At 40.1% G+C, this 24,495-nt stretch carries 23 protein-coding genes; 18 read left to right on the top strand and 5 right to left on the bottom strand.

Features of this window, described 5'->3' with window-relative positions:
• From JJN12_RS11605 to JJN12_RS11565, 9 genes are all read left to right on the top strand, one after another.
• Positions 1 to 1,182: a MalY/PatB family protein gene (locus JJN12_RS11605; RefSeq protein ID WP_208429839.1), complete on the top strand. Its 1,182-nt coding sequence runs from the start codon at positions 1 to 3 to the stop codon at positions 1,180 to 1,182.
• Positions 1,183 to 1,232: 50 nt separating this feature from the next.
• Positions 1,233 to 1,496, top strand: a complete 264-nt coding sequence (locus JJN12_RS11600; RefSeq protein ID WP_208429838.1) for a type II toxin-antitoxin system prevent-host-death family antitoxin — start codon at positions 1,233 to 1,235, stop codon at positions 1,494 to 1,496.
• Positions 1,489 to 1,791, top strand: coding sequence for a type II toxin-antitoxin system RelE/ParE family toxin (locus JJN12_RS11595; RefSeq protein WP_208429837.1), 303 nt, complete (start codon positions 1,489 to 1,491; stop codon positions 1,789 to 1,791). The genes JJN12_RS11600 and JJN12_RS11595 overlap by 8 nt, the downstream gene beginning before the upstream one ends.
• A gap of 127 nt (positions 1,792 to 1,918) precedes the next feature.
• The gene (locus JJN12_RS11590; protein WP_208429836.1) at positions 1,919 to 2,194 is read left to right on the top strand and encodes a sigma factor; all 276 of its coding nucleotides are present in this window, start codon (positions 1,919 to 1,921) and stop codon (positions 2,192 to 2,194) included.
• A 41-nt stretch (positions 2,195 to 2,235) separates the two neighbouring features.
• Entirely contained in the window at positions 2,236 to 2,580 is a 345-nt protein-coding gene (locus JJN12_RS11585; protein WP_208429835.1) for an anti sigma factor C-terminal domain-containing protein, read from the top strand.
• Between the two features lie 490 nt (positions 2,581 to 3,070).
• On the top strand, positions 3,071 to 4,813 hold the full coding sequence (locus JJN12_RS11580; protein ID WP_208429834.1) for an ABC transporter ATP-binding protein: 1,743 nt from the start codon (positions 3,071 to 3,073) through the stop codon (positions 4,811 to 4,813).
• Complete coding sequence (locus JJN12_RS11575; protein ID WP_208429833.1) at positions 4,813 to 6,621, top strand: ABC transporter ATP-binding protein; 1,809 nt, start codon at positions 4,813 to 4,815, stop codon at positions 6,619 to 6,621. The genes JJN12_RS11580 and JJN12_RS11575 overlap by 1 nt, the downstream gene beginning before the upstream one ends.
• 62 nt (positions 6,622 to 6,683) lie before the next feature.
• On the top strand, positions 6,684 to 7,460 hold the full coding sequence (locus tag JJN12_RS11570; RefSeq protein WP_208429832.1) for an ABC transporter ATP-binding protein: 777 nt from the start codon (positions 6,684 to 6,686) through the stop codon (positions 7,458 to 7,460).
• Positions 7,450 to 8,631 (top strand): ABC transporter permease, encoded by a 1,182-nt coding sequence (locus tag JJN12_RS11565; RefSeq protein WP_208429831.1) that lies wholly within the window; start codon positions 7,450 to 7,452, stop codon positions 8,629 to 8,631. Before JJN12_RS11570 ends, JJN12_RS11565 begins: the two co-directional genes overlap by 11 nt.
• 180 nt (positions 8,632 to 8,811) lie before the next feature.
• On the opposite strand, the gene JJN12_RS11560 is transcribed toward JJN12_RS11565, so the two are convergent.
• Complete coding sequence (locus JJN12_RS11560) at positions 8,812 to 9,597, bottom strand: GTP pyrophosphokinase (RefSeq protein ID WP_236013777.1); 786 nt, start codon at positions 9,595 to 9,597, stop codon at positions 8,812 to 8,814.
• Between the two features lie 245 nt (positions 9,598 to 9,842).
• Between JJN12_RS11560 and JJN12_RS11555 the strand changes: the two genes are divergently transcribed.
• From JJN12_RS11555 to JJN12_RS11545, 3 genes are read left to right on the top strand one after another with little or no spacing between them, the layout of a single operon-like run.
• Positions 9,843 to 10,922, top strand: coding sequence for a GGDEF domain-containing protein (locus JJN12_RS11555; RefSeq protein WP_208429830.1), 1,080 nt, complete (start codon positions 9,843 to 9,845; stop codon positions 10,920 to 10,922).
• 12 nt (positions 10,923 to 10,934) lie between these two features.
• Positions 10,935 to 11,639: an ABC transporter ATP-binding protein gene (locus JJN12_RS11550; RefSeq protein ID WP_208429829.1), complete on the top strand. Its 705-nt coding sequence runs from the start codon at positions 10,935 to 10,937 to the stop codon at positions 11,637 to 11,639.
• A 15-nt stretch (positions 11,640 to 11,654) separates the two neighbouring features.
• Complete coding sequence (locus JJN12_RS11545) at positions 11,655 to 15,083, top strand: ABC transporter permease (protein ID WP_208429828.1); 3,429 nt, start codon at positions 11,655 to 11,657, stop codon at positions 15,081 to 15,083.
• Between the two features lie 195 nt (positions 15,084 to 15,278).
• Here the strand turns inward: JJN12_RS11545 and JJN12_RS11540 are convergent, their stop codons facing one another.
• Both JJN12_RS11540 and JJN12_RS11535 read right to left on the bottom strand, forming a co-directional pair.
• Positions 15,279 to 17,030, bottom strand: coding sequence for a Na/Pi cotransporter family protein (locus tag JJN12_RS11540; protein ID WP_208429827.1), 1,752 nt, complete (start codon positions 17,028 to 17,030; stop codon positions 15,279 to 15,281).
• A gap of 121 nt (positions 17,031 to 17,151) precedes the next feature.
• A complete protein-coding gene (locus tag JJN12_RS11535; protein ID WP_208429826.1) occupies positions 17,152 to 17,847 on the bottom strand; it encodes a class A sortase in 696 nt (231 codons plus the stop codon).
• A 113-nt stretch (positions 17,848 to 17,960) separates the two neighbouring features.
• Here JJN12_RS11535 and JJN12_RS11530 point away from each other — a divergent pair, with 113 nt between their 5' ends.
• From JJN12_RS11530 to JJN12_RS11520, 3 genes are all read left to right on the top strand, one after another.
• Positions 17,961 to 18,503 (top strand): hypothetical protein, encoded by a 543-nt coding sequence (locus JJN12_RS11530; RefSeq protein WP_208429825.1) that lies wholly within the window; start codon positions 17,961 to 17,963, stop codon positions 18,501 to 18,503.
• 54 nt (positions 18,504 to 18,557) lie between these two features.
• The gene (locus JJN12_RS11525) at positions 18,558 to 19,718 is read left to right on the top strand and encodes a class I SAM-dependent methyltransferase (RefSeq protein ID WP_208429824.1); all 1,161 of its coding nucleotides are present in this window, start codon (positions 18,558 to 18,560) and stop codon (positions 19,716 to 19,718) included.
• 76 nt (positions 19,719 to 19,794) lie between these two features.
• Complete coding sequence (locus JJN12_RS11520) at positions 19,795 to 20,391, top strand: DUF819 family protein (RefSeq protein WP_268905577.1); 597 nt, start codon at positions 19,795 to 19,797, stop codon at positions 20,389 to 20,391.
• 184 nt (positions 20,392 to 20,575) lie between these two features.
• Here JJN12_RS11520 and JJN12_RS11515 read toward each other — a convergent pair whose 3' ends face one another.
• The gene (locus JJN12_RS11515; protein ID WP_208429823.1) at positions 20,576 to 21,358 is read right to left on the bottom strand and encodes a M28 family metallopeptidase; all 783 of its coding nucleotides are present in this window, start codon (positions 21,356 to 21,358) and stop codon (positions 20,576 to 20,578) included.
• 188 nt (positions 21,359 to 21,546) lie between these two features.
• Here JJN12_RS11515 and JJN12_RS11510 point away from each other — a divergent pair, with 188 nt between their 5' ends.
• Positions 21,547 to 22,863, top strand: coding sequence for an IS1380 family transposase (locus JJN12_RS11510; RefSeq protein WP_208429014.1), 1,317 nt, complete (start codon positions 21,547 to 21,549; stop codon positions 22,861 to 22,863).
• A gap of 129 nt (positions 22,864 to 22,992) precedes the next feature.
• Here the strand turns inward: JJN12_RS11510 and JJN12_RS11505 are convergent, their stop codons facing one another.
• Positions 22,993 to 23,391, bottom strand: a complete 399-nt coding sequence (locus tag JJN12_RS11505) for a zinc-binding metallopeptidase family protein (RefSeq protein ID WP_208429822.1) — start codon at positions 23,389 to 23,391, stop codon at positions 22,993 to 22,995.
• A 382-nt stretch (positions 23,392 to 23,773) separates the two neighbouring features.
• Between JJN12_RS11505 and JJN12_RS11500 the strand changes: the two genes are divergently transcribed.
• Both JJN12_RS11500 and JJN12_RS11495 read left to right on the top strand, forming a co-directional pair.
• Positions 23,774 to 23,992 carry a DUF3791 domain-containing protein gene (locus tag JJN12_RS11500; RefSeq protein ID WP_208429821.1) on the top strand — a complete coding sequence of 73 codons (219 nt, stop codon included), beginning with the start codon at positions 23,774 to 23,776 and terminating at the stop codon, positions 23,990 to 23,992.
• Positions 23,992 to 24,495, top strand: coding sequence for a DUF3990 domain-containing protein (locus JJN12_RS11495; protein WP_208429820.1), 504 nt, complete (start codon positions 23,992 to 23,994; stop codon positions 24,493 to 24,495). The genes JJN12_RS11500 and JJN12_RS11495 overlap by 1 nt, the downstream gene beginning before the upstream one ends.

Here is a 24,495-nt window from a genome sequence, read left to right as displayed (position 1 = left end):
ATGCATATTGAAAAGTCATTTAATTTTGATAAAGAGATAAACAGAAGAAATACCAATGCAGAGAAGTGGAAGGTGGAAGAAAACGAACTCCCTATGTGGGTCGCAGATATGGACTTTGAGGCCGCACCTTCTATAAGAAAGGCTCTTGAGGCTAGGGTTAAGCATGGAGTTTTTGGCTATTCAGGCATAACTGATGAATGGTATGAGGCCTACATTGGCTGGTGGAAGAGCAGGCATAATTTCACCATGGAAAAGGACTGGTTAATTTTTACTACAGGAGTAGTCCCTGCTATATCAAGCCTTGTTAGAAAGCTAACAACTCCTGCTGAGAAGGTGCTAATCCAGACTCCTGTTTACAATATATTTTTTAACTCCATACTAAACAACGGAAGAGTTGCTCTTGAAAGTCCCTTGGTGCTTAAGGATAACCGCTATGAGATGGACTTTAGGCAGCTTGAAAAAGACCTTTCAGACACCCAGACTACTCTTATGATACTCTGCAATCCACAGAATCCGGGTGGAAGGATATGGACTAAGGATGAGCTTATAAGGGTGGCAGAGCTGTGTAAGAAACACGGTGTAACTGTAATATCTGATGAGGTTCATTGTGACCTTACAGTAAACAAAAAGAAATATGTACCATTTGCAAGTGTGTCTGAGACTGCAAGAGAGATAAGCGTAACCTGCCTAAGTCCCGGTAAAGCCTTTAATATAGCAGGCCTTCATACAGCAGCTGTATCTGTGCCAAATGAGATTCTTAGAAACAAGGTAAACAGAGGGCTTAATACGGATGAGGTGGCTGAGCCTAATGCCTTTGCTATAGATGCTGCTATTGCAGCCTATACGGGTGGAGGAGAATGGCTTGACAGCCTTAATGAATACCTCGATGACAGCAGGAAGATGGTACTAGACTTTATAGCTAAGGAAATCCCTGAAATAAAGGTAGTGGAAAAGGAAGCAACTTATTTATTCTGGCTGGATGTAAGAGGACTTAAAAACGAAGGTAAGGGCTTTGCAAAGGAGCTTAGGCTTACTACGGGGCTTTATCTTACAGATGGCAGGGAATACGGCAAATCCGGTCAGGGCTTTGTTAGGATGAATATAGCCTGCACCAAAAAGAACCTCATAGATGGGCTTAACAGGCTAAAGACAGGAGTGAGGCTGTGGGAGGATAGTCATTGACATTTTGTACATAATTATGCTATAATAGTATACAAAAAAAGGAGAGAGCTATGCCGCAAATAAGACCAATAACAGATTTGAGAGATACCACAGCAATCTCAGAAATTTGTCATAAAAAAAATGAGCCTGTTTTTATAACCAAGAATGGATATGGTGATTTGGTGGTTATGAGTATTGAAACATATGATGCAATGCTTGAAACATCACAGGCAGACAATGCGATAAGTGAAGCTGAGAAAGAATTTGCTGAAGGTGGAGTGCTAATTGATGCAAGAGAAGCTCTAAGTTCATTAAGGAGAAAATATTTTGAATAAATACTCTGTTAAAATCTATTCGAGAGCATATCAGGATTTGGAGCTGATTTACAAATATATTGCTGAAGAACTTTTGGAACCATCAACAGCAATGGAAATAGTTGAGGGATTGGAGAAGTCTATTTTTAGTTTAGAAGAGCAGCCGGAACGTGGTGCAATAAGGCGTATTGGAGCCTACGCAAATCAAGGATATCGGCAGATTTTTTATAAGAACTACACTATTATTTATCGCGTTGTTAAAATGAAAAATGAAGTTCACATTATTACAGTAAGGTATACACCAAGTAATTTTTAAGTAGAAGGACAGTCATAGGGCTGTCTTTTTTTATGGAAAAATCAAAAAATATGTAACATTTTTATCTTACAGGTGTTATATAATAAAGAAGAGTTAAAATTATAAAAATAAAGAAAGGGGGCGGGTTATGGAAAATGATGTCTTAGCAGCAGTTTATAGGACATACAGCAGGGAAATATATTTATACCTCTATGGACTGAGCCATAACAGACAGCTCTCTGAGGATTTGATGCAGGAAACCTTTGCAAAGGCCTTAATTACCGTAGTGACTGCGGATACGGGAATAAGAGCCTGGCTATATAAGGTGGCAAGAAATCTATATTTCAATACTTACAGAAGAGATAAAAGACTTATTATAGGACTTGAAAATGCTGAAAATAAAGCGGAAATAAGAGAAGAATAGGAATTGTAAATGATGTAAATGGTAACAATGATATTTTGGGCATGAATACCGGTATATGGGCAACCAGAGGGAACAGCCTGCCTAAGTATCCATATATCCTAGGCTATGAAGGAACGGGAGAGGGAGTCACTTTCAAAGAATTAAAAGATGAAGAAAATGCAAAAAAACATTATTTAAGCCTTATAAACTACCTTAAAGATAATGTGGCATTCACAGATATGATGGATAATTATATGGATAGAAAGACAGAGCTTTATAGGGCATTAAGTTATGTAAATGAAAATGGCTTAAAAGTCTATGGAATGGCTGTAAAAGCAGAGAAGAAAGACCTTGTTAAGCTAATAGAAGATGAAAGAGTATTTGGGATTGGGATAGAAGAGGAATAATCACTATTTTTACATCCTTATCACATAAGTTGAAGTAGTTAATTTTACATCTTGAAAAAAAGCATTGAATAGTGTAAAATGTATCTAAGAACTCTGAGAAATACTTGCACCAAAAAGAACCCCTAAGGTCTGCCAACCTTAGGGGCTTTTCGTGCTTATAGGCTATCGTTGTCACCGCTATTCTTCTCTAGCCATTTGTAAATGAAGTAACTTGCCACATTTACTGTGAGAAGAAATAAGAACTCTGAAACTATCTTCACTTCTTGCACCTCCCCTCCGTTGCCGGTGTAGGTGTGACAACAAGATAATTTTATTCTATAGAATAATAATAGTCAATTAATTTGAATGATTTCTGACATAAAAATAAAAAAATATAAGATAATCTAATAAGATAAACAAAAAAATAATCGTGACAAATCCAAAAATAATGGTGTACAATGATTTAAAACTTTTTGAGAGTAAACTAAACCCTTAACCTGGAGGAAATGAAATGATTAAATTATTTAGGTATCTAAGGAAGAAGGATTGGCTCTTTGTCTGTATCAGCCTTTGCTTCATCGTATTTCAGGTATGGCTTGACCTTAGGCTTCCAGACTATATGGCAGAGATAACAAGGCTTATACAGACACCGGACAGTGCACTTAGCTCTGTTGTGTGGGCAGGCATGAAGATGCTTGCCTGTGCCATCTTAAGTATGGCAGCTATGTTTGTAGTAGGCTACTTTGTGGCACAGGTGGCAGCGGGGCTGTCAAAAAGGCTTAGAGAAGCGGTATATGACAAGGTTATCTCATTTTCAATGGAGGAAATGGGTAAATTCTCTACAGCCAGCCTCATTACCCGCTCCACCAATGACATATCACAGGTACAGATGGTAATAGCCATAGGCTTGCAGGCAAGTGTGAGAGCACCTATAATGGCTGTTTGGGCTATAACCAAGATTATAAATAAAAACTTAATGTGGTCCGCTGCAACGGGCGTGGCTGTCGCATTTTTACTTGTGCTTATAGCGGTTATTTTCGTCCTTGTGGTTCCGGGCTTTCAGAAGATGCAGACTCTTACAGACAATATAAACAGGGTAGCCAGAGAGAACTTAAGCGGTGTAAGGGTGGTTCGTGCATACAATGCAGAGAAGTACCAGGAAGACAAGTTTGAAGAGGCAAATGAAGAGCTTACATCTGTGAACCTCTTTAACCAGAAAATAATGGCATTAATGTCACCGGTAATGACTCTTATAAGCTCAGGACTCACCCTCTCTATATACTGGATAGGAGTTTATCTCATAGATAAGGCCGCCCTTCAGGATAAAATAACCCTGTTTTCAGATATGATTGTGTTCTCCTCCTATGCTATGCAGGTGATCATGTCGTTTATGATGCTTACCTTTACCTTCATAATCTTGCCTAGAGCCATCGTTTCAAGTAAAAGAATAAATGAAGTTCTTGATACAAAGAATAGGATAATGGACGGAGAAGGCTGTGAGAATACCTCAGAGACAGGCACTGTAGAATTTAGAAATGTATCCTTCCACTACCCTGATGCCGCAGATGATATAATAAGTGATATAAACTTCAAGGCAAATAAGGGAGAAATGGTTGCCTTCATAGGTGCTACAGGAAGTGGCAAGACCACCCTAATTAACCTTATTCCAAGATTTTATGATGTTACAGGTGGAGAGGTCCTTGTAGATGGGGTAAATGTAAAGAAGTACAAGCTCTCCGAACTTAGGAAAAAGATAGGATATGCCCCTCAGAAGGCCCTGCTCTTTAGTGGAACTGTAGAAGAAAATGTCTGCTATGGGGCTGATACTCCTGATAGTGAAAGACTAAACGAAGCCCTCGAGATCTCACAGGCAAAGGAATTTGTGGAGAAGCTTACTGATAATGTGAAGTCTAAGATTTCACAGGGAGCTGTCAATGTATCAGGGGGACAAAAGCAAAGACTTTCCATAGCAAGGAGCCTATACAATAAGCCTGAAATCCTGATATTTGACGATTCTTTCTCTGCCCTTGATTACCGCACCGATAAGATACTAAGAAAGGAACTAAGGGAGAGAAGCAAGGGAAGTACCAGCCTCATAGTTGCACAGAGGATAGGTACGATTATGGAAGCTGACCTTATTATTGTGTTAGAGGAAGGACGGATTGTAGGACAGGGAAAACATAAAGAACTGCTTAAGTCATGCCCTATATACAAGGAAATCGCTATGTCACAGCTTTCAGAGGAGGAATTGTAATGGCAGAGAGAAAGAATAGAGGAATGGGACCGGGACCAGGGCCTGGGATGATGCCCGGAGAAAAGGCAAAAGACTTTAAAAAGGCAGTTAAAGACCTTTTTAACTATATAAAACGATATATGCCTGCCATCATAACAGCCATCATTTTCTCGACAGCAGGCACAATATTAAATGTAATAGGGCCGGATAAAATGAAGAAAATCACCAACCTTATTACAGAAGGAGTGATGACAGGGATAGATAAAGGGGCTGTGTTTAAGATAGCTCTAACCCTTGCCATTATGTACGGCGCAGGAGCCATACTTAACTTACTTCAGGGTATAATAATGGCTGATGTGACTCAAAAGACTTCAAAGAGCCTTAGAAGTGACATATCAAAGAAGATAAACAGACTTCCACTCTCCTATTTTGACAAAACCAGCATAGGAGATATACTTTCAAGAATCACCAATGATGTAGACACCATAGGACAGACCATGAACCAGAGCATGGCAAGCCTTGTAGGCGCTATAACGATGTTCTTTGGAAGTCTTTTTATGATGTTTATAACCAACTGGATAATGACGGTGGTGGGGATACTTTCAAGTATCATAGGCTTTGTCTTTATGATGATAATTATGGGCAAATCCCAGAAGTACTTTGCCATGCAGCAGGAGGAGCTGGGACTTGTAAATGGCCAGGTAGAGGAAACCTACACAGGACACCTCATTGTAAAGGCTTTTAACAAGGAGGCAAAGACCAAGAGAGAATTTGATAAAATGAATGAGAAGCTATATACATCAGCCTGGAAGAGCCAGTTTCTATCAGGCATGATGATGCCTCTTATGGGCTTTGTAGGAAATCTTGGCTACGTGGCTGTTTGTGTGGCAGGAGCGATACTTACTATGAAGAACATGGCTGAAATAGGAGATATAGTGGCATTTATGCTCTATATCAGGCTCTTTACCCAGCCTCTCTCGCAGTTTGCCCAAGCAGGAACCAGCCTTCAGTCTACAGCTGCTGCCAGTGAGAGAGTATTCGGCTTCCTCTTAGAGGCTGAAATGGACTCTGAGGAGGGCAAAAAAGACCATATCGATGATATAAAGGGAAATGTAAGCTTTAAGAATGTTAAGTTTGGCTACAATCCTGACAAAATAATAATAAAGAACTTTTCTGCAGATGTGAAATCAGGTGAAAAGATAGCTATAGTAGGGCCTACAGGAGCGGGCAAGACCACACTTATCAACCTCCTTATGAAGTTTTACGAGCTTAACGAGGGTGAAATCATCATAGACGGCACCCCTATAAGCGGACTTAAGAGGTCGGGAGTGCACGAGGCCTTCTGTATGGTGCTTCAGGATACCTGGCTCTTTGAGGGCAGCATTAAGGACAATATAAAATATGCCAAGACAGAGGCGGCGGATGAGGAAGTGAGGGAGGCGGCAAAGGCGGTAGGACTCCACCGCTATGTGAAAACCCTGCCCGAAGGCTACGACACCGTACTTAATGAAAATGTGAGTCTCTCGGCAGGACAGAAGCAGCTGCTTACAATAGCAAGAGCAATGGTTGAAAATGCTCCTATGCTCATCCTTGATGAGGCTACAAGCTCTGTGGATACAAGAACAGAAGAAGAGATACAAAGAGCTATGGATAGGCTTATGGTGGGCAGAACCTCATTTATTATTGCTCACAGGCTTTCCACTATCAAGAATGCCGACCTTATCCTTGTGATGAAGGACGGAGACATTATAGAGAGTGGAAATCACGCTGAACTCATGGAAAAGGGAGGCTTCTATGCAGACCTTTACAACAGCCAGTTTGAGAATTAGGGGTTGAAATTTTCTGGGTTTATGTGGTAAAATTTGGCGTTATCAGAAAGGAGAAGCCGGTAATGGAAGAAATAATCAAGATTATCAACCTGAGAAAGACCTTCAAGCTCTCTGCCAAACAAAAAAAGATTGAAAAGACTAAGAAAAATGTCAAGGTGGCAGTAGATGATATTTCATTTTCAGTAAATAAAGGTGAAATATTTGGGCTTTTGGGGCCAAATGGAGCAGGAAAGACCACAACACTGAGGATGCTTGCAACCCTGATTAAGCCAGATTCGGGAGATGCAATCCTAAATGGTGAAAGCATAGTAAAGAACCCCTTTGGAGTAAGAGAGACTATAGGCTTTCTTACAAGTGAGTTAAAGATAGAGGACTTCTTTACACCTAACTATCTCTTTGACTTTTTCTCTGATTTACACGGAGTTGAAACAAAGGAGAGAGAGGAGAGAAAGGCTAAGCTTTTTAGTAAATTTGGGATAGACAAGTTTGCAGAAGTAAAGGTGGGAGACCTCTCACAGGGTATGAAGCAGAAGCTCTCCCTTGTTATATCAATAGTCCACAATCCTGAAATCATCATCTTTGACGAGCCTACCAACGGACTTGATGTAATCACAGCTAAGACAGTGGTTGACTACCTTGTAGAGCTTAAAGAGGAAGGAAAGACCATAGTTATATCCTCACATATATTCAGCCTCATAGAGAAGATATGCGACAGGGCAGCCATCATCATAGAAGGAAGGCTTACTGCCTGTGGCAGCATCGAGGAGATAAAGGGAGGTAAGAGCTTAGAGGACAGATTCTTTGACATTTATAAGGAGGTGGTAGGAAGTGAAGAATAATATTTATACAATATTCAGAAAAGAAATGGCAAGATTTTTTAAGGATAAAAGACTTGTCCTTACCACCATCATCCTTCCGGGACTTATGATATTTATAATGTATACCTTCATGGGAAACATGATGAGAAATCAGTTTGGAGTGGATGCAGACTATGTGGCTAAGGTTTATGTAAAGAACCTGCCTGAGTCAATTAGTCCAAGGCTTGAGCGCAGTCAGTTTGAGGTAAAAAAGGTTGAGGGAGATATTGGCGAGAGTAAAAAGCTGGTTGCTGACAAAGACATCGACCTGGCTATAAATTTCCCTGAAAACTTTGACAAGGAAGTAGCAGAGTATAAGACAGGAGAGGGAGAAGCACCTCAGGTTGAGATTTACTATAACTCAGCCAACGAGGAGTCACAGGCTTCCTACAAAAAGGTTTACGATATCCTTGATGCCTATGAGACCGAGCTTAGCAACAAGTTTGATGTAAATGCAAACGAGAAGACAAGCTACGACCTTGCTAATAAAGAGGACATGACAGGAAAGCTTTTTGGAAGCCTGCTTCCTATGATCCTTATCATCTTCGTATGGTCGGGCTGTATGTCGGTTGCACCTGAGTCCATAGCAGGAGAAAAGGAAAGAGGAACCATAGCCACCCTTCTTGTAACACCTATGAGCAGGCAGGCACTTGCCCTTGGCAAAATACTTGCTCTTAGTATAATCGCCTTTTTATCCAGTGTTTCAAGCTCTGTAGGTACATTTGCATCCCTTCCTGCCATGTATCAGGGCATGGAATCTGGCGTAAATACAGCATTTTATGGGGCTAAGGACTTTGCGTACCTTTTCATCATCATCATATCAACCACCATTCTTATGGTTGCAGTGATATCAGTGCTCTCAGCATTTGCAAAGAGCGTGAAGGAGGCTACTACACTCATATCCCCGCTTATGGTGGTAATTATGGTAATGACATTCTTGCCTATGTTTAGCAAGGGAGACAGTGAAACTCCGATAACTCTGTTCTTACTACCGATATACAACAGCATTCTCTGCATGAACAAGATATTTACATTTTCGTATTCAAACGCAGATGTACTTATAGCAGTGGCTGCCAATATCGTGTACACAGGAGTCTTAGTATTGGTGCTTACCAAGATGTTTGACTCTGAAAAGATAATGTTCTCAAAGTAAGAAGAAGGTAGTAAAGATTGTAAGTTAAAATATAGAATAAAGATAAATAAGGCTGCCGCACAAGATAAAACCTCACAGAGTATAGATGTCATCTATGAAAAACATCTATAACGGATATTGGTTGTCTTGAAGCGGCAGCCTTGTACTTACCTAGAGAATTGGTTGCAAGATTGAACCTTTTTAGGCTCTTCTTGGAAGACTCTTACCGAGGAAGGTATTCTTTACATTCTGCATCCTAAAGTCAAGCTCTGCACTTTCAGTTGCACATTCGCTAAGCTCTCTTGAAAGCTCAGCAAGCATCTCTGGGGCTATCTTTTTGTTGTATCTAAGCTTATGCTCAAGCGAAGCCCAGAAGTCCATGGCTATGGTACGAAGCTGAACCTCCACCTTTACTGACTTCTTCTCATTTTCAAGGAAGATAGGAACTGCCACAATAAGGTGAAGGCTCCTATAGCCCGAAGGCTTAGGGTTCTTGATATAGTCCTTCATCTTGATAAGGGTAATATCATCCTGTCTCATGAAGCAGTCTGCAAGCTTATAGATATCATCAACAAAGGAACAGATAACCCTCACACCGGCAATATCATCAAGGTTCTCCTCAAGAGCATCAAGGTCAAAGGGAAGCTCACGCCTTATTACCTTTCTTAAGATACTCTCATTGCTCTTTATCCTGGACTTGATGGTCTCAATAGGGTTACCGTCATACATCAGAGAAAATTCCTCATTGAGCACCTTAAACTTAGTTTCAACCTCCATGATGGCGCAGCGGTAATTGGCAAAAAACCTCTCGGCAGGCAGAGTATTTTCCCTTAGAAGTTCAATTATTTTCTCCTTAGCCTCTATGGAAATATCGTTAAAATCAAAGTTGCTAAGCTTATTTATAGCCTTTTCAATCCTTGACTTATCTTTCTTACTAAAGACGTCCATTAACTCATTGCCTTCATTTGTATCAAATTCATTGTTCATAATCGCCCTCACAAAATCTTTAATATTGAAATTAGCCTTTTAGCTTTAAAATCATGCATAATCATCCGATAAATTTATATATGCTTATTGTAAACCATAATAGTGAACAATTAGTGAAAAATTATAAAATAAAAAATTAAGAAATAGATTTTCTTGCTATTTTACAGCCTTAAAACCTACAATACATATTGTTAAAAGGGTAATTTTGATGTAAAATGAAGGTAATGAAATTGGGTGAGGTTCATATGAAGATAAATGGAGATGTTTTAAGGCAAGGAGTGCAAAAGGCACTTATGATTGTACTTATCATTTTGATTTTATTCATGCTTTTTTACATAGAGAGATTTTCAAAGGTTGGAAGGCTCATCAATTACTCAGGCTATGCAAGAGGAGCCACACAGAGGATTGTTAAGCTTGAACTTGTTGGGCGAAGTGACCCTGAGCTTCTCGATAGAATCAACAAAATAATTGATGGCATGTGGAATGGAAGCGAAGAGCTTAACATACCAAAGATAGATGAGAAAAATTTTAGGGATAAGCTTTCTATACAGACACAGTACTGGGAAAATCTATCCAAAGATATTCTAGACTTAAAGCAGGCAAAAGGGGAAGACAAGAAAAAGCTGACAGATGAGGTTATCAAAGAAAGTGAAGAGTATTTTGATATGGCTAATGCCACAGTATATGCGGCAGAGGACTATTCAGAAAGCCTCGCTGCTCAAATGGGCATACTTGAGATAATACTGGCGTTAGTGGCTGTAGGCATCACAGGTCTTGTTATCTTAGACTTCTCAGATAAGCAAAACCTTTTGAATCTGACAAAGAACCTGGGCAAAAAAGCCTACATTGATGCGCATACAGGGCTTCCTAATAAGAGCCGTTGCGAAGAGGTGTTTAACGGCACAGAGATTGTCGGAGACAATGTGTGCTGTGTTATGTTTGACTTAAACGGCCTAAAAAAGGTGAATGATACATTGGGACACGTTACCGGAGATATGCTGATCAAGGGCTTTGCCGACATCTTAAAGAGGTCGGTAAGAGGCAATGACTTCATCGGAAGGTATGGCGGAGACGAGTTTGCAGCCGTAATCTACGATGCAGGTGATAATAACCTGTGCAGGATATTTGACCGAATCAAAGGCAATGTGAATAAATTTAATGAAGCAAATCCGGGAATGAACCTAAGCTTTGCTTACGGCTATTCATCTGCCTGTGGAAGAGAGGGATGTACTATGTTACAGCTCCTTAAAGAAGCAGATGCCAATATGTACTGCAACAAATCAGATATGAAGAAAAACGGCGGTCAGTGTTATTGCAGAAAGTAGAAAGGAGATACCATGTCCGGTTATATTTCCCTTAAAGATGTAGTAAAGACATATAAAGTAGGGGATAGTACGATAAATGCCTGTGACGGAGTTACTCTTGACATTGATAAGGGGCAGTTTGTGATTATAGTAGGACCTTCCGGTGCAGGGAAAACTACAGTTCTTAACATCCTCGGCGGGATGGATACACTTACCTCAGGCTCCATCACCGTAGATGGCACAGATATAAGCAGACTCCGTCCCAGAGCGCTCATTTCTTACAGGCGCGAGGATGTGGGCTTTGTATTTCAGTTTTATAACCTTATGGCAAACCTCACAGCCCTTGAAAATGTAGAGCTGGCACTACAGATATGTAAAGAGCCTATGGACGCTAAGGTAGTGCTTGAGGAGGTAGGCCTCATCAATAGGATGAACAATTTCCCTGCCGAGCTCTCCGGTGGAGAACAGCAGAGAGTGGCTATAGCAAGGGCTTTGGCAAAGAATCCCAAGCTCCTTCTTTGCGACGAGCCGACAGGAGCACTCGACTATGTGACAGGTAAAGAAATACTTAAGCTCTTGCAGGATACCTGTAGGGAAAGGGGTATGACTGTAGTCGTAATTACCCATAACACAGCCCTTACACCTATGGCAGACAAGGTAATTCACATAAAAAACGGCAGGGTCAGCTCATCAGAGATTAATACGAAGCCTGTTTCGGTAAACGACATAGAGTGGTAAGACTGCGAGGCAGATATGAAAAATAAACTAATAGTGGATTTTTTTAGGGAAATAGCGAAAGGATTCGGCCGCTTTATTTCCATTTTTTTTATAGTAATGCTTGGAACAGCCTTTTTTGCAGGGCTGCGCTCTTCCGGGAGTGACATGAGGATATCAGCAGATAGGTACTATGATGACACTGCGCTTATGGACTTTAAGGTACTTAGCACACTGGGACTTACAGATGATGACCTTGCCGATGTAAGGAAGATAAAGGGAGTAGAGTCTGTAACAGGAGCACATACAAAGGATGTGGTTCTAAGTGCCAAAAAGGCAGAGGCTGTACTTAAGCTGATAGGTATCACAAAAGAAGTAAATAAGCCTTATATAACCGAAGGAAGATTGCCAAATAAGAGTGATGAATGCCTTGTAGATACGGAGATATCTTGGTTTTCCGACTACAAGATAGGAGATAAGATAAATGTTTCGTCAGATGATGATTCTGACTTGTCTAAGGACTTAAAAAACACCACATTTACCATAACGGGATTTGGCCATCTGCCTTATTATCTTGAAAGAGGCAGGGGAACAAGCTCTGTGGGAGATGGCTCTGTTGACGCATTTTTACTTATACCTGATGAGAACTTCAAGTCAGATATATACACGGAGGCCTATGTAAGGGCTAAGGGAACCACCGGGCTTATGACCTATTCAAAGACCTACGAGGATAAGGTAAAAGTCATAAAAGATGAGATAAAGAGTCTTGAAGATAAGATAAACAGTAGGAGATATGAGGAAGTTAAGCTTGAGGCGGAGGATAAGCTAAAAGAGGCCGAAGTAAAACTCCTTGACGGAGAGAAAAAGCTAAGTGATGCTAAAAAGAAGATAGATGATGCTAAAGATAAGCTAAAGACAGGTGAGGAGAAGCTCGCCAAGGAAGAAAAGAAGCTAAAAGATGCTGGAGTAAGACTTCTTGACAGTAGAAATAAGCTCATAAAGGCAAAGAATAAGATAAAAGACGGCGAAGACAAGATAGCCTCTTCTAAAAAGCTGATAGCAGATAAGGAAAAAGAGCTTAAAGCAGGGGAAAGCGACTATAATGAAGGCGTTGCAAAACTTTCCAAAGCTAAATCCGAGCTAGAAGCAGGAGAAAAGGAATCTCAGGCAGGCTTAAAGAAGTATAATGAAGGTAAGGCAGAGTATGAAAAGAACCTAAAAGCCTATGAAGAAGGGTTAAAGACATATACAGAAGCAAAGGCGAAACTTGAAATGGCGGAGCAGGCAGGGCTTGCCACTCCTGAAGCAAAGGCTAAACTGGAAGAAGAAGGTGGAAAGCTTGAAGGGGCTAAGGTAAGCCTGGACACTGCAAAGACCACACTTGATGAAACAAAAAAAGCCTTAGAGACCAGTAAGGCTAAGCTTGATGCAGGTAAGGACGGGTTAGCAAAGTCTGAAAAGGAGCTTGATAAAGCCAGAGCTAGGCTTGAAAGCGGTAAGAAGGAGATAGACAAAGGAAAGGCTAAGATTAGTGAGAAAAGTGCTGAGCTAGAGTCAGGGAAAAAAGAAATCAGAGAGTCTGAGAGAAAGCTTACTGACTCTGAAAAGAAATACTCAGAGGGCAGGGCAAAGCTTGAAGAAGCAAGAGGGAAGCTTGATGATAATAAAAAAAAGGTAGAAAAAGCGGAGAAGAAGTACGAAAAGGAGCTTCCTGCAGCCACTAAGAAGCTTCAAAAGGGAAAAAAGAAGCTTGCCAAGGCAAAGAGGGATGTGGCAGACATCAAAGAGCCTGACTTTTATGTGCTTGATAGAGATATGATGGAGAGCTATGTAAGCTTCAAGCAGAATGCAGAGAGAATGGACAGCCTCGGCAATGTATTTCCTGTGATTTTCTTTCTTGTTGCAGCCCTTGTGAGTCTTACAGCTATGACTAGAATGGTGGATGAAAATCGTATGAGTATGGGCATACTCAAGGCTCTGGGCTTTAGGAGCTCTGCAATAGCGGGGAAATATATAGCCTATGCACTGCTTGCTACAGTGAGTGGAGGCCTTATAGGAGTAGCGCTTGGTGAGAGGTTCTTGCCTCTGCTTATCATCAAGTCCTACGGTACGTTGTTTAGAGGCCTGCCTTATTGCTTTACACCGATAAACTATGAGCAGGCGTTCTTAGCCCTAATAGCTGCGATAATAAGTACAGTGGCTGCCACCCTGATATCCGCACTTTCACAGCTCTTTGAAAATCCGTCCTCCCTTATGCGTCCTCTGCCACCGAGCTCAGGCAGGAGGGTGTTTCTAGAGAGAATAGGATTCATTTGGAAGAGGCTTAGCTTTACAGGTAAGGCGACAGTTAGAAACCTTGCCAGATACAAGAAAAGGCTTATAATGACAGTGGTCGGCATAGGCGGCTGCATGGGGCTTTTACTTGTGGGCTTTGGACTAAAGGACTCCATCAACGAGATAGCAAAGAAGCAATACATCAAGATATTTACTTATGACGCAAGTATTACACTTAACTCCAAGGCTTCTGAGGCAGAAAAGGAAGAGGTGGCTAAAGCAGCCGCCTCATATAAGGGAGTATCTGAGGAGATTAAGATAGAGTTTTTTGCAGTAGACCTCACTCACGGAGACAAGGTGAGAAATACCTATCTCTTTGTACCTGAGGATACGAAGAAGATAAAGGACTTTCTCACTCTTAAAGATAGGACTACAGGAGTAGAATATAGCTTCCCAAGTGGAGACGGGGCATATATTTCCGAGAAAACAGCCAAGATGCTTGGCGTAAAGGTGGGAGACAGTGTAGATATCGTAAGGGATGAGAAAAAGAAGGTATCTGTAAAGATTGAGAAAATAGTTGAAAACTACGTATTTCATTATCTTTTCATGTCACCAGAACTTTATAAAAAATTATATAAAGAAGAGCCGGATTACAATACCTTAAACATAAAGTTTGACAGGTCTAAGGTAGATGAAGGAGACCTTGGAAGCAGGCTTCTCTCGTACTCAGGATGTTCGGGAGTAAGCTTTGTGGATGAGCTTGAAGAAAATATAGACCGTATGCTTAAAGTTCTTGACCTGATTACCTTTGTACTAATTGCGGCAGCAGGTCTCCTTGCCTTTGTGGTTCTCTACAACCTTAACAGTATAAATGTACTGGAGAGAAAGAGGGAAATAGCTACGCTCAAGGTACTTGGCTTCTATGATGGCGAGGTGGCTGCCTATGTATACAGGGAGAATATCATCCTGACCATCTTTGGTATAATAGCGGGAGTTGTATTTGGCACCATCCTCCACCAATACGTGATAGTCACTGTGGAGGTAGACCTTATGATGTTTGGCAGGAATATAGGACTTCACAGCTACCTTTTAAGCAGCCTTATAACCATAGGTTTCTCTGTACTGGTAAATATCGTGATGTACTTTATGCTAAAGAAAATAGATATGACAACCTCTTTAAAGAGTGTTGAATAAAAGAAGGAAAAAAAGGATAATAGCCTCTCTTTAAGGCAAGAGGCAAATGAGTTAACAATAGAGCTGCCGGATTTTGAGAGTTGTACCATAAATAAAAAGGGGTTGTCTTATGTGACATCCCCTTTTACTCATAATAATGTATTTTTTACAGCTAATCTGCAATATAAATTTCTCCGTGTTAACTTGCCGGATACTTTATTCAGGAAGGGCAAATCTCTCCTTGTAGATGTTTCTATTCTTCTCGTACTCAGCCTTTTCAGTCTCGCTAAGGTCTCTAAGATAATCATGCTCGCTGAATATGATGTTGCCGGACTGGATTACGTTGATAGCGATGTTGGAACAATGCCCCGCAACCCTGTCACAGTAATTGATATAGTCGGTAAGCACTACGCCAAGCTCACCTGAACATTCGCCTGTACGAAGCCTTGCCACGTGTCTGTTTCTCATATTAAGGATTAGCTTGTCTATTATACTCTTAAGTGGCTCCACAGTAGAAGCAAGTTTTGTGTTCTCTCCCGTGTAACACTCCACAGCATTAACAAGAATTTCAGAAACGGCTCTATTAAGCACGTCTATGTCTCTCTTTGCGCCTTCTGAAAAGCTGACCTTTGTCTTATCCATATTCTCAGCAAGAAGTATCATACTCATGGCGTAGTCACTGATTCTCTCTATATCGACAATACTGTGAAGCATGCCATTTATCTTCTTACCGTCTGTATCGCTGACATCAGTACCCGATATCTTTATCAGATAAGCGTTTAGCTCATCTTCAAGCTCATCTAACTCATTTTCCACCGCTTTAATCTCGTCCTTATCCTCTTCTGTATATTTGTCAAAGACGGATATCGACTGCAGAAACGCTTTGCTGGCTTGATTTGCCATATAGACAGTCTTAATCTTGCACTGGCCTATAGCTATACTTGGGGACACAAGGAGACGCTCATCAAGAAGTACGTGCTTTTCTTCTGTGCTGCCTTCTTTGATTACAAAGTTGGCAAGAGCCACAAGTCTCTTAGAAAATGGTAAAAGGACTATAGTAGTAGCTATGTTAAATACTGAGTGAAAACCAGCTACTGCAAAGGAGTTGATAGCATTATCAAAACCGCCTATTTTGATTAAGTCTTTGAAAATGAAGTACACAATAAGACCGAGGATAGTTCCGATAAGGTTGAAGCTTATATGTATAACTGATACCTTTTTAGCATTTTTATTAACACCGATAGAGGATAAAAGCGCAGTCACACAGGTACCTATATTCTGTCCCATGATGATAGGGATAGCCATACCGTAGGTAATAGAGCCTGTAAGAGAGAGTGCCTGAAGTACACCGACTGAGGCCGCGGATGACTGGATTATACCTGTAAATACAGTACCGATAAGAACACCAAGTATAGGGTTGTTAAAGGCTGTAAGGATACTGGTAAACTCGGGCATATTGGCAAGGGGAGCAACAGAGTCGCTCATAAGGTCCATACCGAACATAAGCACCGAAAAGCCTACCATGATGGTACCTACATCACGCTTTTTCGCACTCTTTGCACCCATTATCATAATAACGCCTATGAGAGCGATAATAGGAGAAAAGTTCTCCGGCTTAAGCATGGACAGGAAGAAGTTATCAGTCTTAAGGCCATTTAAGCCAAGAATCCAGGCTGTAAGTGTGGTACCCACATTGGAGCCCATGATTACTCCTACAGTCTGTGACAAGTCCATAATTCCTGAGTTAACAAGACCTACGAGCATTACGGTAAGGGCAGATGATGACTGGATGGCAATTGTAATTACCGCTCCTAGTACAAGGCTCTTTCCTGGATTGGAGGTAAGTGTCTTAAGTATTCCCTCCAGTTTACCGCCTGCGACTTTCTCAAGACTGCCCGACATTACGTGCATTCCGAAAAGGAAGAAGGCAAGTCCTCCGCAAAGCGTAATTATTGAGTAGATATCCATAAATCTCTCCTTGGTATTGATTGAGTGCGACGACTAGATTATACCATATTATAGGCGCAAGTAAAAGATGGAAAATGGCTGTCTCCAAGCTGATTTATCGCGTGAGAGACAGCCCTCTAACTTATTCTTTTGATTCCATCTTTTCCCTGTCGTATTTGTACTTCTTTACGTATTTTCCAATTACAAAGAAGCGGTTGCTGGTCCAGGTTCCCTTGTCACAGGTCATAAGAGAGATAATCGGCTTTCCGACTGTATCAGCCTCGGCATTTTCAATCAGCTCTAAGGAGGTGTTAGGAACTATCTTAGTTTCAATTACCTTGTACTCGTAGATGGTGGTCTTGTCCGTAATGCGGATGATGGCTCCTTTTTTTATATCAAGAAGCGAGCCAAAAAGCAGGCTCTTATCGCCGTTATTATGCCCCGCAAGGGTGTAGTTTCCCTCCCCCATCTTGTCATCAGGCTTCATCGTGCCTACACCTCTTAGCAGGTTGTAGTTGGTAGTCCCCTTAAATATACCGAGGTTCATATCTAGTGAAGGGATTACAATCTGTCCGATAAGCAGGGATTTATCAAGCGGCTGGTTGTCAAGCAAGGTTCCGGTAGGAGAGATTTCCTCTACCTGTGAAAAGTCAAATATTTCCTTAGGCTGCTCCTTCTCGTTATTTTGTTTAAGCACCTCAGGAGTGGCCTCTTCCACTACCTCGACTATGTTTTTGGCATCTTCCTTAATCCTTATTTTACTGTACATAGGAAGGAAGATTAGGGCAAGTCCTGACACCATGAGTATGAGTACAATTAATTTTCTTAAAATTTTCATATCTATTTCGTCCTTTATCATGTTATAATCGTTCTATTATAGCATGCTTTTTTTGTTTTGTCGCCATGAAAATTAACCGTAGTTAGAAAGATTATGAAGAAAGATGGTAATATATGATGATAATAGAAGATAGCGGAATTTATTCTACAGCAGTAGGAGAAGTAGGGGGGCTTAAAATAATTATGAATCTCCCCAAGGAAGCCTATGAGGAGTATGGTGAGCTAAAAGAGAATGAGGCAGAGGAAAATAAGCTGGATGAGCACAAGCCAGAGGAAGATGTGCTAGGGAGGACTGTGGCTTTCGAGGCCTTAAAATATACTCCTCTGCGACTGTTTAGTGAAATGTTAGACCTTGCAGGTAAAGGAGAATTTGATATCTACGAGGGAAATGTATTTGTTAGCAGAAAGATAGGAGAAGAAAATAAGAGCAAAGAGCTCTGCGGGGGCATCCTTGTAAAGCCTCTTATATCAGGTAAGCATGATGACAGTTTACAGTTCATCCCCCTATACAAGGAGGAAATCAGCTTTGCAGAAAGGTTGGGCTCACGAAAGCTTAGAAATATGTTCAAGCATTTTGCTCCTGAGGAGATAAACGAGGCAAGGCCTGACCGCTACAACATTATTACCGACATAGACGGAAGAAGAAATTGTTTCTGATAGAATATGCGGGTGCAGGCTGCACTTAGGAAAGAAGATATCGAAGGGAGATTTATGAAGAACCGGGATATGACTGTGGAAGAAGCCTTAAGAAAGATAGCAGAGCTTTCTCCTGTTAAGATAGTCTTAAGCAATGTGGCAGATAAAGAGCAGAGAATACAAAAGGTACAGATAGAGAAAAAGGAAAAGTACTTTCAGATAGCAGAATATACCGATAAACAGGTATTTCATAAAAATGTAGATGAGGAGGAGCTAATCTCCTTTTGCATAGAGGAGCTCGGTGTGAACTTTCTCCAGCTAAATGCCTGGATGCTTGGCGGAGAAGCCTCAGTTAAGCTCACTAAAAAAGGGAAGCTGCTGTTTAGCCTTAAAAAGTCGGATAACTCAGCGCTTGCAGATGAGGTAAGGGACAATAACAGGAAGAAGAACTACATACTTGAAGAGGGCAGGGTAATAGAGCCTCTTGTTGACATGGGGATATTTACCAAAGAGGGCAAGATAGTAAGCTCGATGTATGATAAGTTCAAGCAGATAAACCGCTTTATAGAGATAATTGATGATGAGCTTAAAAAGAAGATTATCACTCATTTAAATATCATAGACTTTGGCTGCGGCAAGTCCTATCTCACCTTCATAGTATATTATTACTTGACTGAAATCAAAAAAATAAAGGTAAATATGATAGGGCTTGACCTAAAGGAAGATGTGATTAAAAAGTGCAATAATGCAGCTAAAAAGTACGGCTATGAATACCTCTCCTTCGAGCTTGGAGATATCAACGGCTACAGTGCGCCTTTTAAGGTAGACATGGTTATTACCTTGCATGCCTGCGATATGGCTACTGACTTTGCCTTGTACAATGCGATTAATTGGGGTGCGGGCTATATATTCTCAGTACCTTGCTGCCAGCACGAGCTAAATGCCGAGATAAAGAGCGAAACCTTCTCTCTTATGACAAGGTATGGAATCATAAAAGAGAGGTTCTCAGCCCTTGTAACAGACGCAATCCGTGGGAATCTTTTGGAATACATGGGCTACAATGTAAACCTCCTTGAATTTGTAGACCTAAGCCACACACCTAAAAACATACTCATAAGGGCAGTAAAGAATCCTAACAAGGCTGAAAATGTAAAGCTTAGGGCTATGGATGAGGTAAAGAGGATGATGGAGGAGTTTGGGCTTAGTCAAGCACTTTATAGGATGATAGAGGGGTGATAAAACACACAAAAAGCGGTTTAACGCCTTAAAGTGCTAAAATGTAAATTATACTAAATAAAATAAATAATCGCGCTTGGAGAACCGACAAATCAGCAATAAAATATCAAAAATTTCCCTTAAGGACATAGCTTTTGCAGTTGCTATAGCATTTACAATAGTTACAGTATCCACAAAGCTCGCAGGAGTTATAAGTGGTGCATTTAGTGGAGAGGATTTTGTAAGTAAATTCATAGGCGGTTTCTTTGGTAATAAATATCTTCTTATGACTACATTTACAATGCTTATCGCCTCAGCTTTCCCTAAGCAGATGTCATCCGTAAAGGGTGCACAGGAGATAGGAACCTTCCTCATCTACATATTCTTTGCGGTTATCGGAGCACCTGCTTCCATACCAATGATAGTAAAGGAGTCTCCACTTCTTCTCGTATTTGCACTCATTATAGTTGCAGTAAATATGATTGTCTCACTCATCTTTGGTAAGATATTCAATTTCTCCATTGAAGAGATAATAATAGCCTCCAATGCCAACATCGGCGGACCTACCACAGCGGCAGCCATGGCTGTATCAAAGGGCTGGGGAGCTCTCATAGTTCCGGGACTCCTTGTTGGTACCTTAGGCTATGTGCTTGGTAACTATTTAGGAATACTGGTTGGTTTTGCGCTTCACTGATGGATGTATGATATCATAATTTGATAACAGGTAATGTACAAAATACAAGGCTTCCTATTCGCATTAATCGTAGGAAGCCTTGTATATACAATTATAAGTTTAATTTTCTTACCAAGCTTTGAGGTCTCTAAGTAAAGTTTCTCGACCTAGTTTCATTCTTTCTTCCTTGTTTTCCTTAAAGTTCTTATTGTAGTATTCTTTCAAAGGATAGAGGGTGGTTGCCTTTAACTTCATTTCCTATTTTAGCGGCCATATCATCTGTTAATTCAGAGCAGGTAAAATCATTAATAATATCAGGATTCTTTCTAGTAGCAGACTTATCTACTGTTGATACCTTGTTGGATTCTGACTGGCTTGTATTAAGCAAATACGCATACGTTGTTATAAATGCCGTATCATAAACAAGAGTATCCATATCTACTAAGGAAGCATCCTTTTCCTTAACATAGTCTTTCATCGTTATCTTTACATCTTTTGGAGATGCGAAGATGTCGTAGGTAAAGTAGCACAGTGTAGGAATTTTCTCCAATGTAAATGTTGTTGCATCTGTCCCAGCACTTTCATAATTTACAATACCAGGAAAATACTTCTCACACTGCTTTTTAAGCTCGCTCTTATCTTTTTTAGATGCAAAGAACATCTGCTTTCTCTGCTTCTTATTGCCTATGGAATTGATATTAACTACACCGTATATATTATCCTTTTCCTCTTTTGACAGGCTTGCTACAAAGTGTCTTGAGCCTCTCCTTAGGTGTTCTGAATCAAAGAAAACAAATTCAGGGTTGTATGAAAGCTCTTTATCAGAAAGAACCCTTGCCATCTCCATAAGAGCTGCCACTCCACCGGCATTGTCAAGTGCACCTATACTGCCCTTATATGAATCATATCTTGCTGAAAATATAACAGTCTTAAGTTTTGGATTAGCATCTTTCCTTTTAACAATAATATTTCTACCCTTAAATAGCACCTTTTCTTTCTTTTGATTCTTATCCTGAATTATTCACAGCAGTGCCGTGAAAGTGGCTGAAAGCCACATAGTTACTGTATTTAAGCCGCTTATTGCATTTCATCTAATAAGTGAATAGAAAAAGAGACCCAATATGTGGTAAAATTTAGGTGCCGAATCCAAATAAATACCACAGAAAGGGTCTCTCTATGGATATTTTAAACACCATCACACTGAAAAGCAATAGACAGATTAAAATAAATTTTAACGGAGGCGATTTATCCTCCGATGCAGGACTTCTCCTGATAAAAGAATTCGTTGCCAAGATTGGCTTCACCAAGCTGATCAAAAAGAAATTTAAAACCAATGATACATCAGTCCGTTTCCACAAAGACGATGAAAACCTGATGCAGATGATTTATCAGATCATCTCTGCATATTTCGAAGATGACTGTGCGGATGAATTGACCATCGATCCTGTTTTCAATGCCATTCTTGAAAAGAACAGTCTGGCTTCACAGCCAACACTATCAAGATTTTTTAACCGTATGGATGAAGATACACTCCTGCAGTTTGATGACATTGATAAAAGCTTTAGGGATATCATCTATTCCATAAAGTGTCCGGAGCATATGCTTCTGGATCTGGACAGTACTTTATTTGGCACCTACGGCAATCAGGAAGGGGAAGGCTTCAACTTCCATTATCAGGCACACGGATACCATCCTTTGCTCTGCTATGATGGTCTGACCGGGGATCTGCTGAAGGCTGAACTCCGTGATGGAACACTCCACTGCAGCAATGATGCAGATAAATTTATGGAACCCCTTTTTCAGGAATATCTGGAAAGAGGCATCAAAACATACCTTCGTGGTGACAGTGGATTCTCATCTCCCAAACTTTATAAAACCTGTGAGATGAATGGCTGTTCCTATGCCATCCGCTTAAAACAGAATTCTTCACTCATGGCTCTTGCTTCGAATAAAGATGAAGATTTATACAAAGCAACCAAAGAGGACCAGATTAGCTATGCTGTAACTTATGGTGAATTTATGTATCAGGCCGGCTCCTGGGATTATCCAAGGCGCGTGGTTTTCAAGATTGAAAAACCATACGGTCAGCTGACGCATATGTACACCTTTATTGTTACAAACATGGATATGGAACCTTATCAGGTCATCCAGTTTTACTGTGGGCGTGGCAAGATGGAGAATTTCATAAAAGAGGGCAAAGGTGGATTTGACTTTGCTGCTGTCAGCAGTCATTCCAAAGTAGTAAATGCCAACCGCATGAGACTTCATATGCTTGCCTACAACTTATTCAATTGGTTTAGGCGACTGGTACTCCCTGCAAATATGCGAAAACAACAGGTGGATACCATTCGTTTAAAGCTGATAAAGATTGCTGCAAGAGCAGTCCGTTCAGCAAGATATATAACATTCAAACTATGCAGTAGCTGTCCTTATAAAGAGGAGTTCTACAGGACGCTGAAGAATATCCGGCAGCTGACTGTACAGTTGGAATAGCAACTATTAACGTACCTTGACAGTTCAAAATGACTCAATCGGATTTCAAGGGGATAGTCTACCCATTTTTGTGGATAAATCGATTGATTTCAAGGGAACTGGTTCAAGGATTTGTAATATCGAGCAATTTTATATGCTCATGAATAATTCAGGCTTATTAATATTGCCATTTAAGTCAATTAGTTTCTCATCATAGCCGTTAAAGTTCTGAAATTTTACATCATAGCCATAGCCCTTAACAGTATCAGATATATACTTTCCCGCCTCCTTGTTTTCTTTGGTTCCCCTAACTCTCTGTGTCTTAGTAAGTTTTTCAAAGTTATTCTTTATGTCGCTTTTACTTATCAGGCTCTCAACCTCCTTATAAGCCTTGTCAGCTTCCTTTGAGAGCTTAATCTCTGAGTTTTTCACCGCAGCCTCTGTGGCATATCGGTTAAAATGCCCTACATTTCCAGAAAACAACCCAAGCGACATTGCAAATACAACCCCAAAACCTACCAATCTTTGAAACGTTTTCCTGTTACTCATAAGTTTTACCTCCAATTCTGATTTACTTGCTGTTCTAAAGTTAATTGTAGCACTTATTATGACAAGGTCAATATATTATTTTATTATTTTAGCAGCACCCGAATATTTTACATTCAATACTAAAGTTATATTTAGCTAGATTTCAAGGCAAGTGCAAGATTACTTTCAAAGTAAGGGCAACGATATTTTTCAATGTAAATGCAACAGGGGTATCTGTCAAAGTAGGTGCTACACCATGTTGCATTTAAGTTGAAAAACTGCATATATTTGTACATTGAAAACTATAGATAATAAATGATTGGATTATAGTATTAAGTTTGATATAATTGGAATATGGATAAAAATATTTACAGCAGACAAATGTAAGTGGGGATATAAATAAATGAGTGAGTTGAAAAAGAAAATTAATTATACTGTAGTTTGTGTAAATGAGTTCGCAAATAAACTTAATATTGCTGAAAAAGAGGCTTTCGATTATCTGTATAAATATAAGGGAATTGCATTTATTAAAGAACATTATGACATAGAGCATACATTAAGCATGGATGATGCAATAGATGATATTATAATGATTTGTAGAAATAATGGGGGTAATTTATAATGATATTGTACCATGGAAGCAACACAGACATTAGAACGATTAATCTTGCTTTATGTCGTCCTTTTAAGGATTTTGGCAGAGGGTTTTATCTGACTGTTATTAAAGAACAAGCAGAAAAGATGGCGAATAGAGTTGCCAAAATTTATGGTGGCAACCCAGTGGTAAATGCATATAATATTGATGAAAATTTTATAGCTATGAGAGAGCTGAATATAAAGAATTTTGGTACAAAGACATCTGAAGAGTGGGCTAGATTCGTAAGAAATAATCGCAATAAGAAAAATGAAAATTATTCAGATATTGAATGTAATCTTGATAATAAATATGATATAGTCATAGGTCCCATTGCAGATGATGATATGGCGCTTTTATTCAGACAATATGAGAATGGAATGATAACATTTGATACGATGTTAAATGGAATGATTTATAAAGAAACTACAAACCAGTATTCTTTTCATACAGAAAGAGCAATAAGCTTGCTCAAGAAGGAGAGGAATTAA

The sequence above is a fragment of the Catonella massiliensis genome, assembly GCF_016651435.1.
Taxonomy (GTDB): Bacteria; Bacillota; Clostridia; order Lachnospirales; family Lachnospiraceae; genus Catonella; species Catonella massiliensis.
The sequence above is the reverse complement of the archived record's forward strand: the minus strand, read 5'-3'. Positions and strand labels throughout refer to the sequence as shown.

Excerpts from the sequence above, each read along its gene's own strand:
- JJN12_RS11570 (WP_208429832.1), top strand. The coding sequence starts at position 6,684 with ATGGAAGAAATAATCAAGATTATCAACCTGAGAAAGACCTTCAAGCTC.
- JJN12_RS11530 (WP_208429825.1), top strand. The coding sequence starts at position 17,961 with ATGATGATAATAGAAGATAGCGGAATTTATTCTACAGCAGTAGGAGAA.
- JJN12_RS11600 (WP_208429838.1), top strand. The coding sequence starts at position 1,233 with ATGCCGCAAATAAGACCAATAACAGATTTGAGAGATACCACAGCAATC.
- JJN12_RS11585 (WP_208429835.1), top strand. The coding sequence starts at position 2,236 with ATGAATACCGGTATATGGGCAACCAGAGGGAACAGCCTGCCTAAGTAT.
- JJN12_RS11545 (WP_208429828.1), top strand. The coding sequence starts at position 11,655 with ATGAAAAATAAACTAATAGTGGATTTTTTTAGGGAAATAGCGAAAGGA.
- JJN12_RS11580 (WP_208429834.1), top strand. The coding sequence starts at position 3,071 with ATGATTAAATTATTTAGGTATCTAAGGAAGAAGGATTGGCTCTTTGTC.
- JJN12_RS11605 (WP_208429839.1), top strand. The coding sequence starts at position 1 with ATGCATATTGAAAAGTCATTTAATTTTGATAAAGAGATAAACAGAAGA.
- JJN12_RS11510 (WP_208429014.1), top strand. The coding sequence starts at position 21,547 with ATGGATATTTTAAACACCATCACACTGAAAAGCAATAGACAGATTAAA.
- JJN12_RS11560 (WP_236013777.1), bottom strand. The coding sequence starts at position 9,597 with ATGAACAATGAATTTGATACAAATGAAGGCAATGAGTTAATGGACGTC.
- JJN12_RS11590 (WP_208429836.1), top strand. The coding sequence starts at position 1,919 with ATGGAAAATGATGTCTTAGCAGCAGTTTATAGGACATACAGCAGGGAA.
- JJN12_RS11500 (WP_208429821.1), top strand. The coding sequence starts at position 23,774 with ATGAGTGAGTTGAAAAAGAAAATTAATTATACTGTAGTTTGTGTAAAT.
- JJN12_RS11505 (WP_208429822.1), bottom strand. The coding sequence starts at position 23,391 with ATGAGTAACAGGAAAACGTTTCAAAGATTGGTAGGTTTTGGGGTTGTA.
- JJN12_RS11535 (WP_208429826.1), bottom strand. The coding sequence starts at position 17,847 with ATGAAAATTTTAAGAAAATTAATTGTACTCATACTCATGGTGTCAGGA.
- JJN12_RS11540 (WP_208429827.1), bottom strand. The coding sequence starts at position 17,030 with ATGGATATCTACTCAATAATTACGCTTTGCGGAGGACTTGCCTTCTTC.
- JJN12_RS11555 (WP_208429830.1), top strand. The coding sequence starts at position 9,843 with ATGAAGATAAATGGAGATGTTTTAAGGCAAGGAGTGCAAAAGGCACTT.
- JJN12_RS11495 (WP_208429820.1), top strand. The coding sequence starts at position 23,992 with ATGATATTGTACCATGGAAGCAACACAGACATTAGAACGATTAATCTT.
- JJN12_RS11525 (WP_208429824.1), top strand. The coding sequence starts at position 18,558 with ATGAAGAACCGGGATATGACTGTGGAAGAAGCCTTAAGAAAGATAGCA.
- JJN12_RS11550 (WP_208429829.1), top strand. The coding sequence starts at position 10,935 with ATGTCCGGTTATATTTCCCTTAAAGATGTAGTAAAGACATATAAAGTA.
- JJN12_RS11575 (WP_208429833.1), top strand. The coding sequence starts at position 4,813 with ATGGCAGAGAGAAAGAATAGAGGAATGGGACCGGGACCAGGGCCTGGG.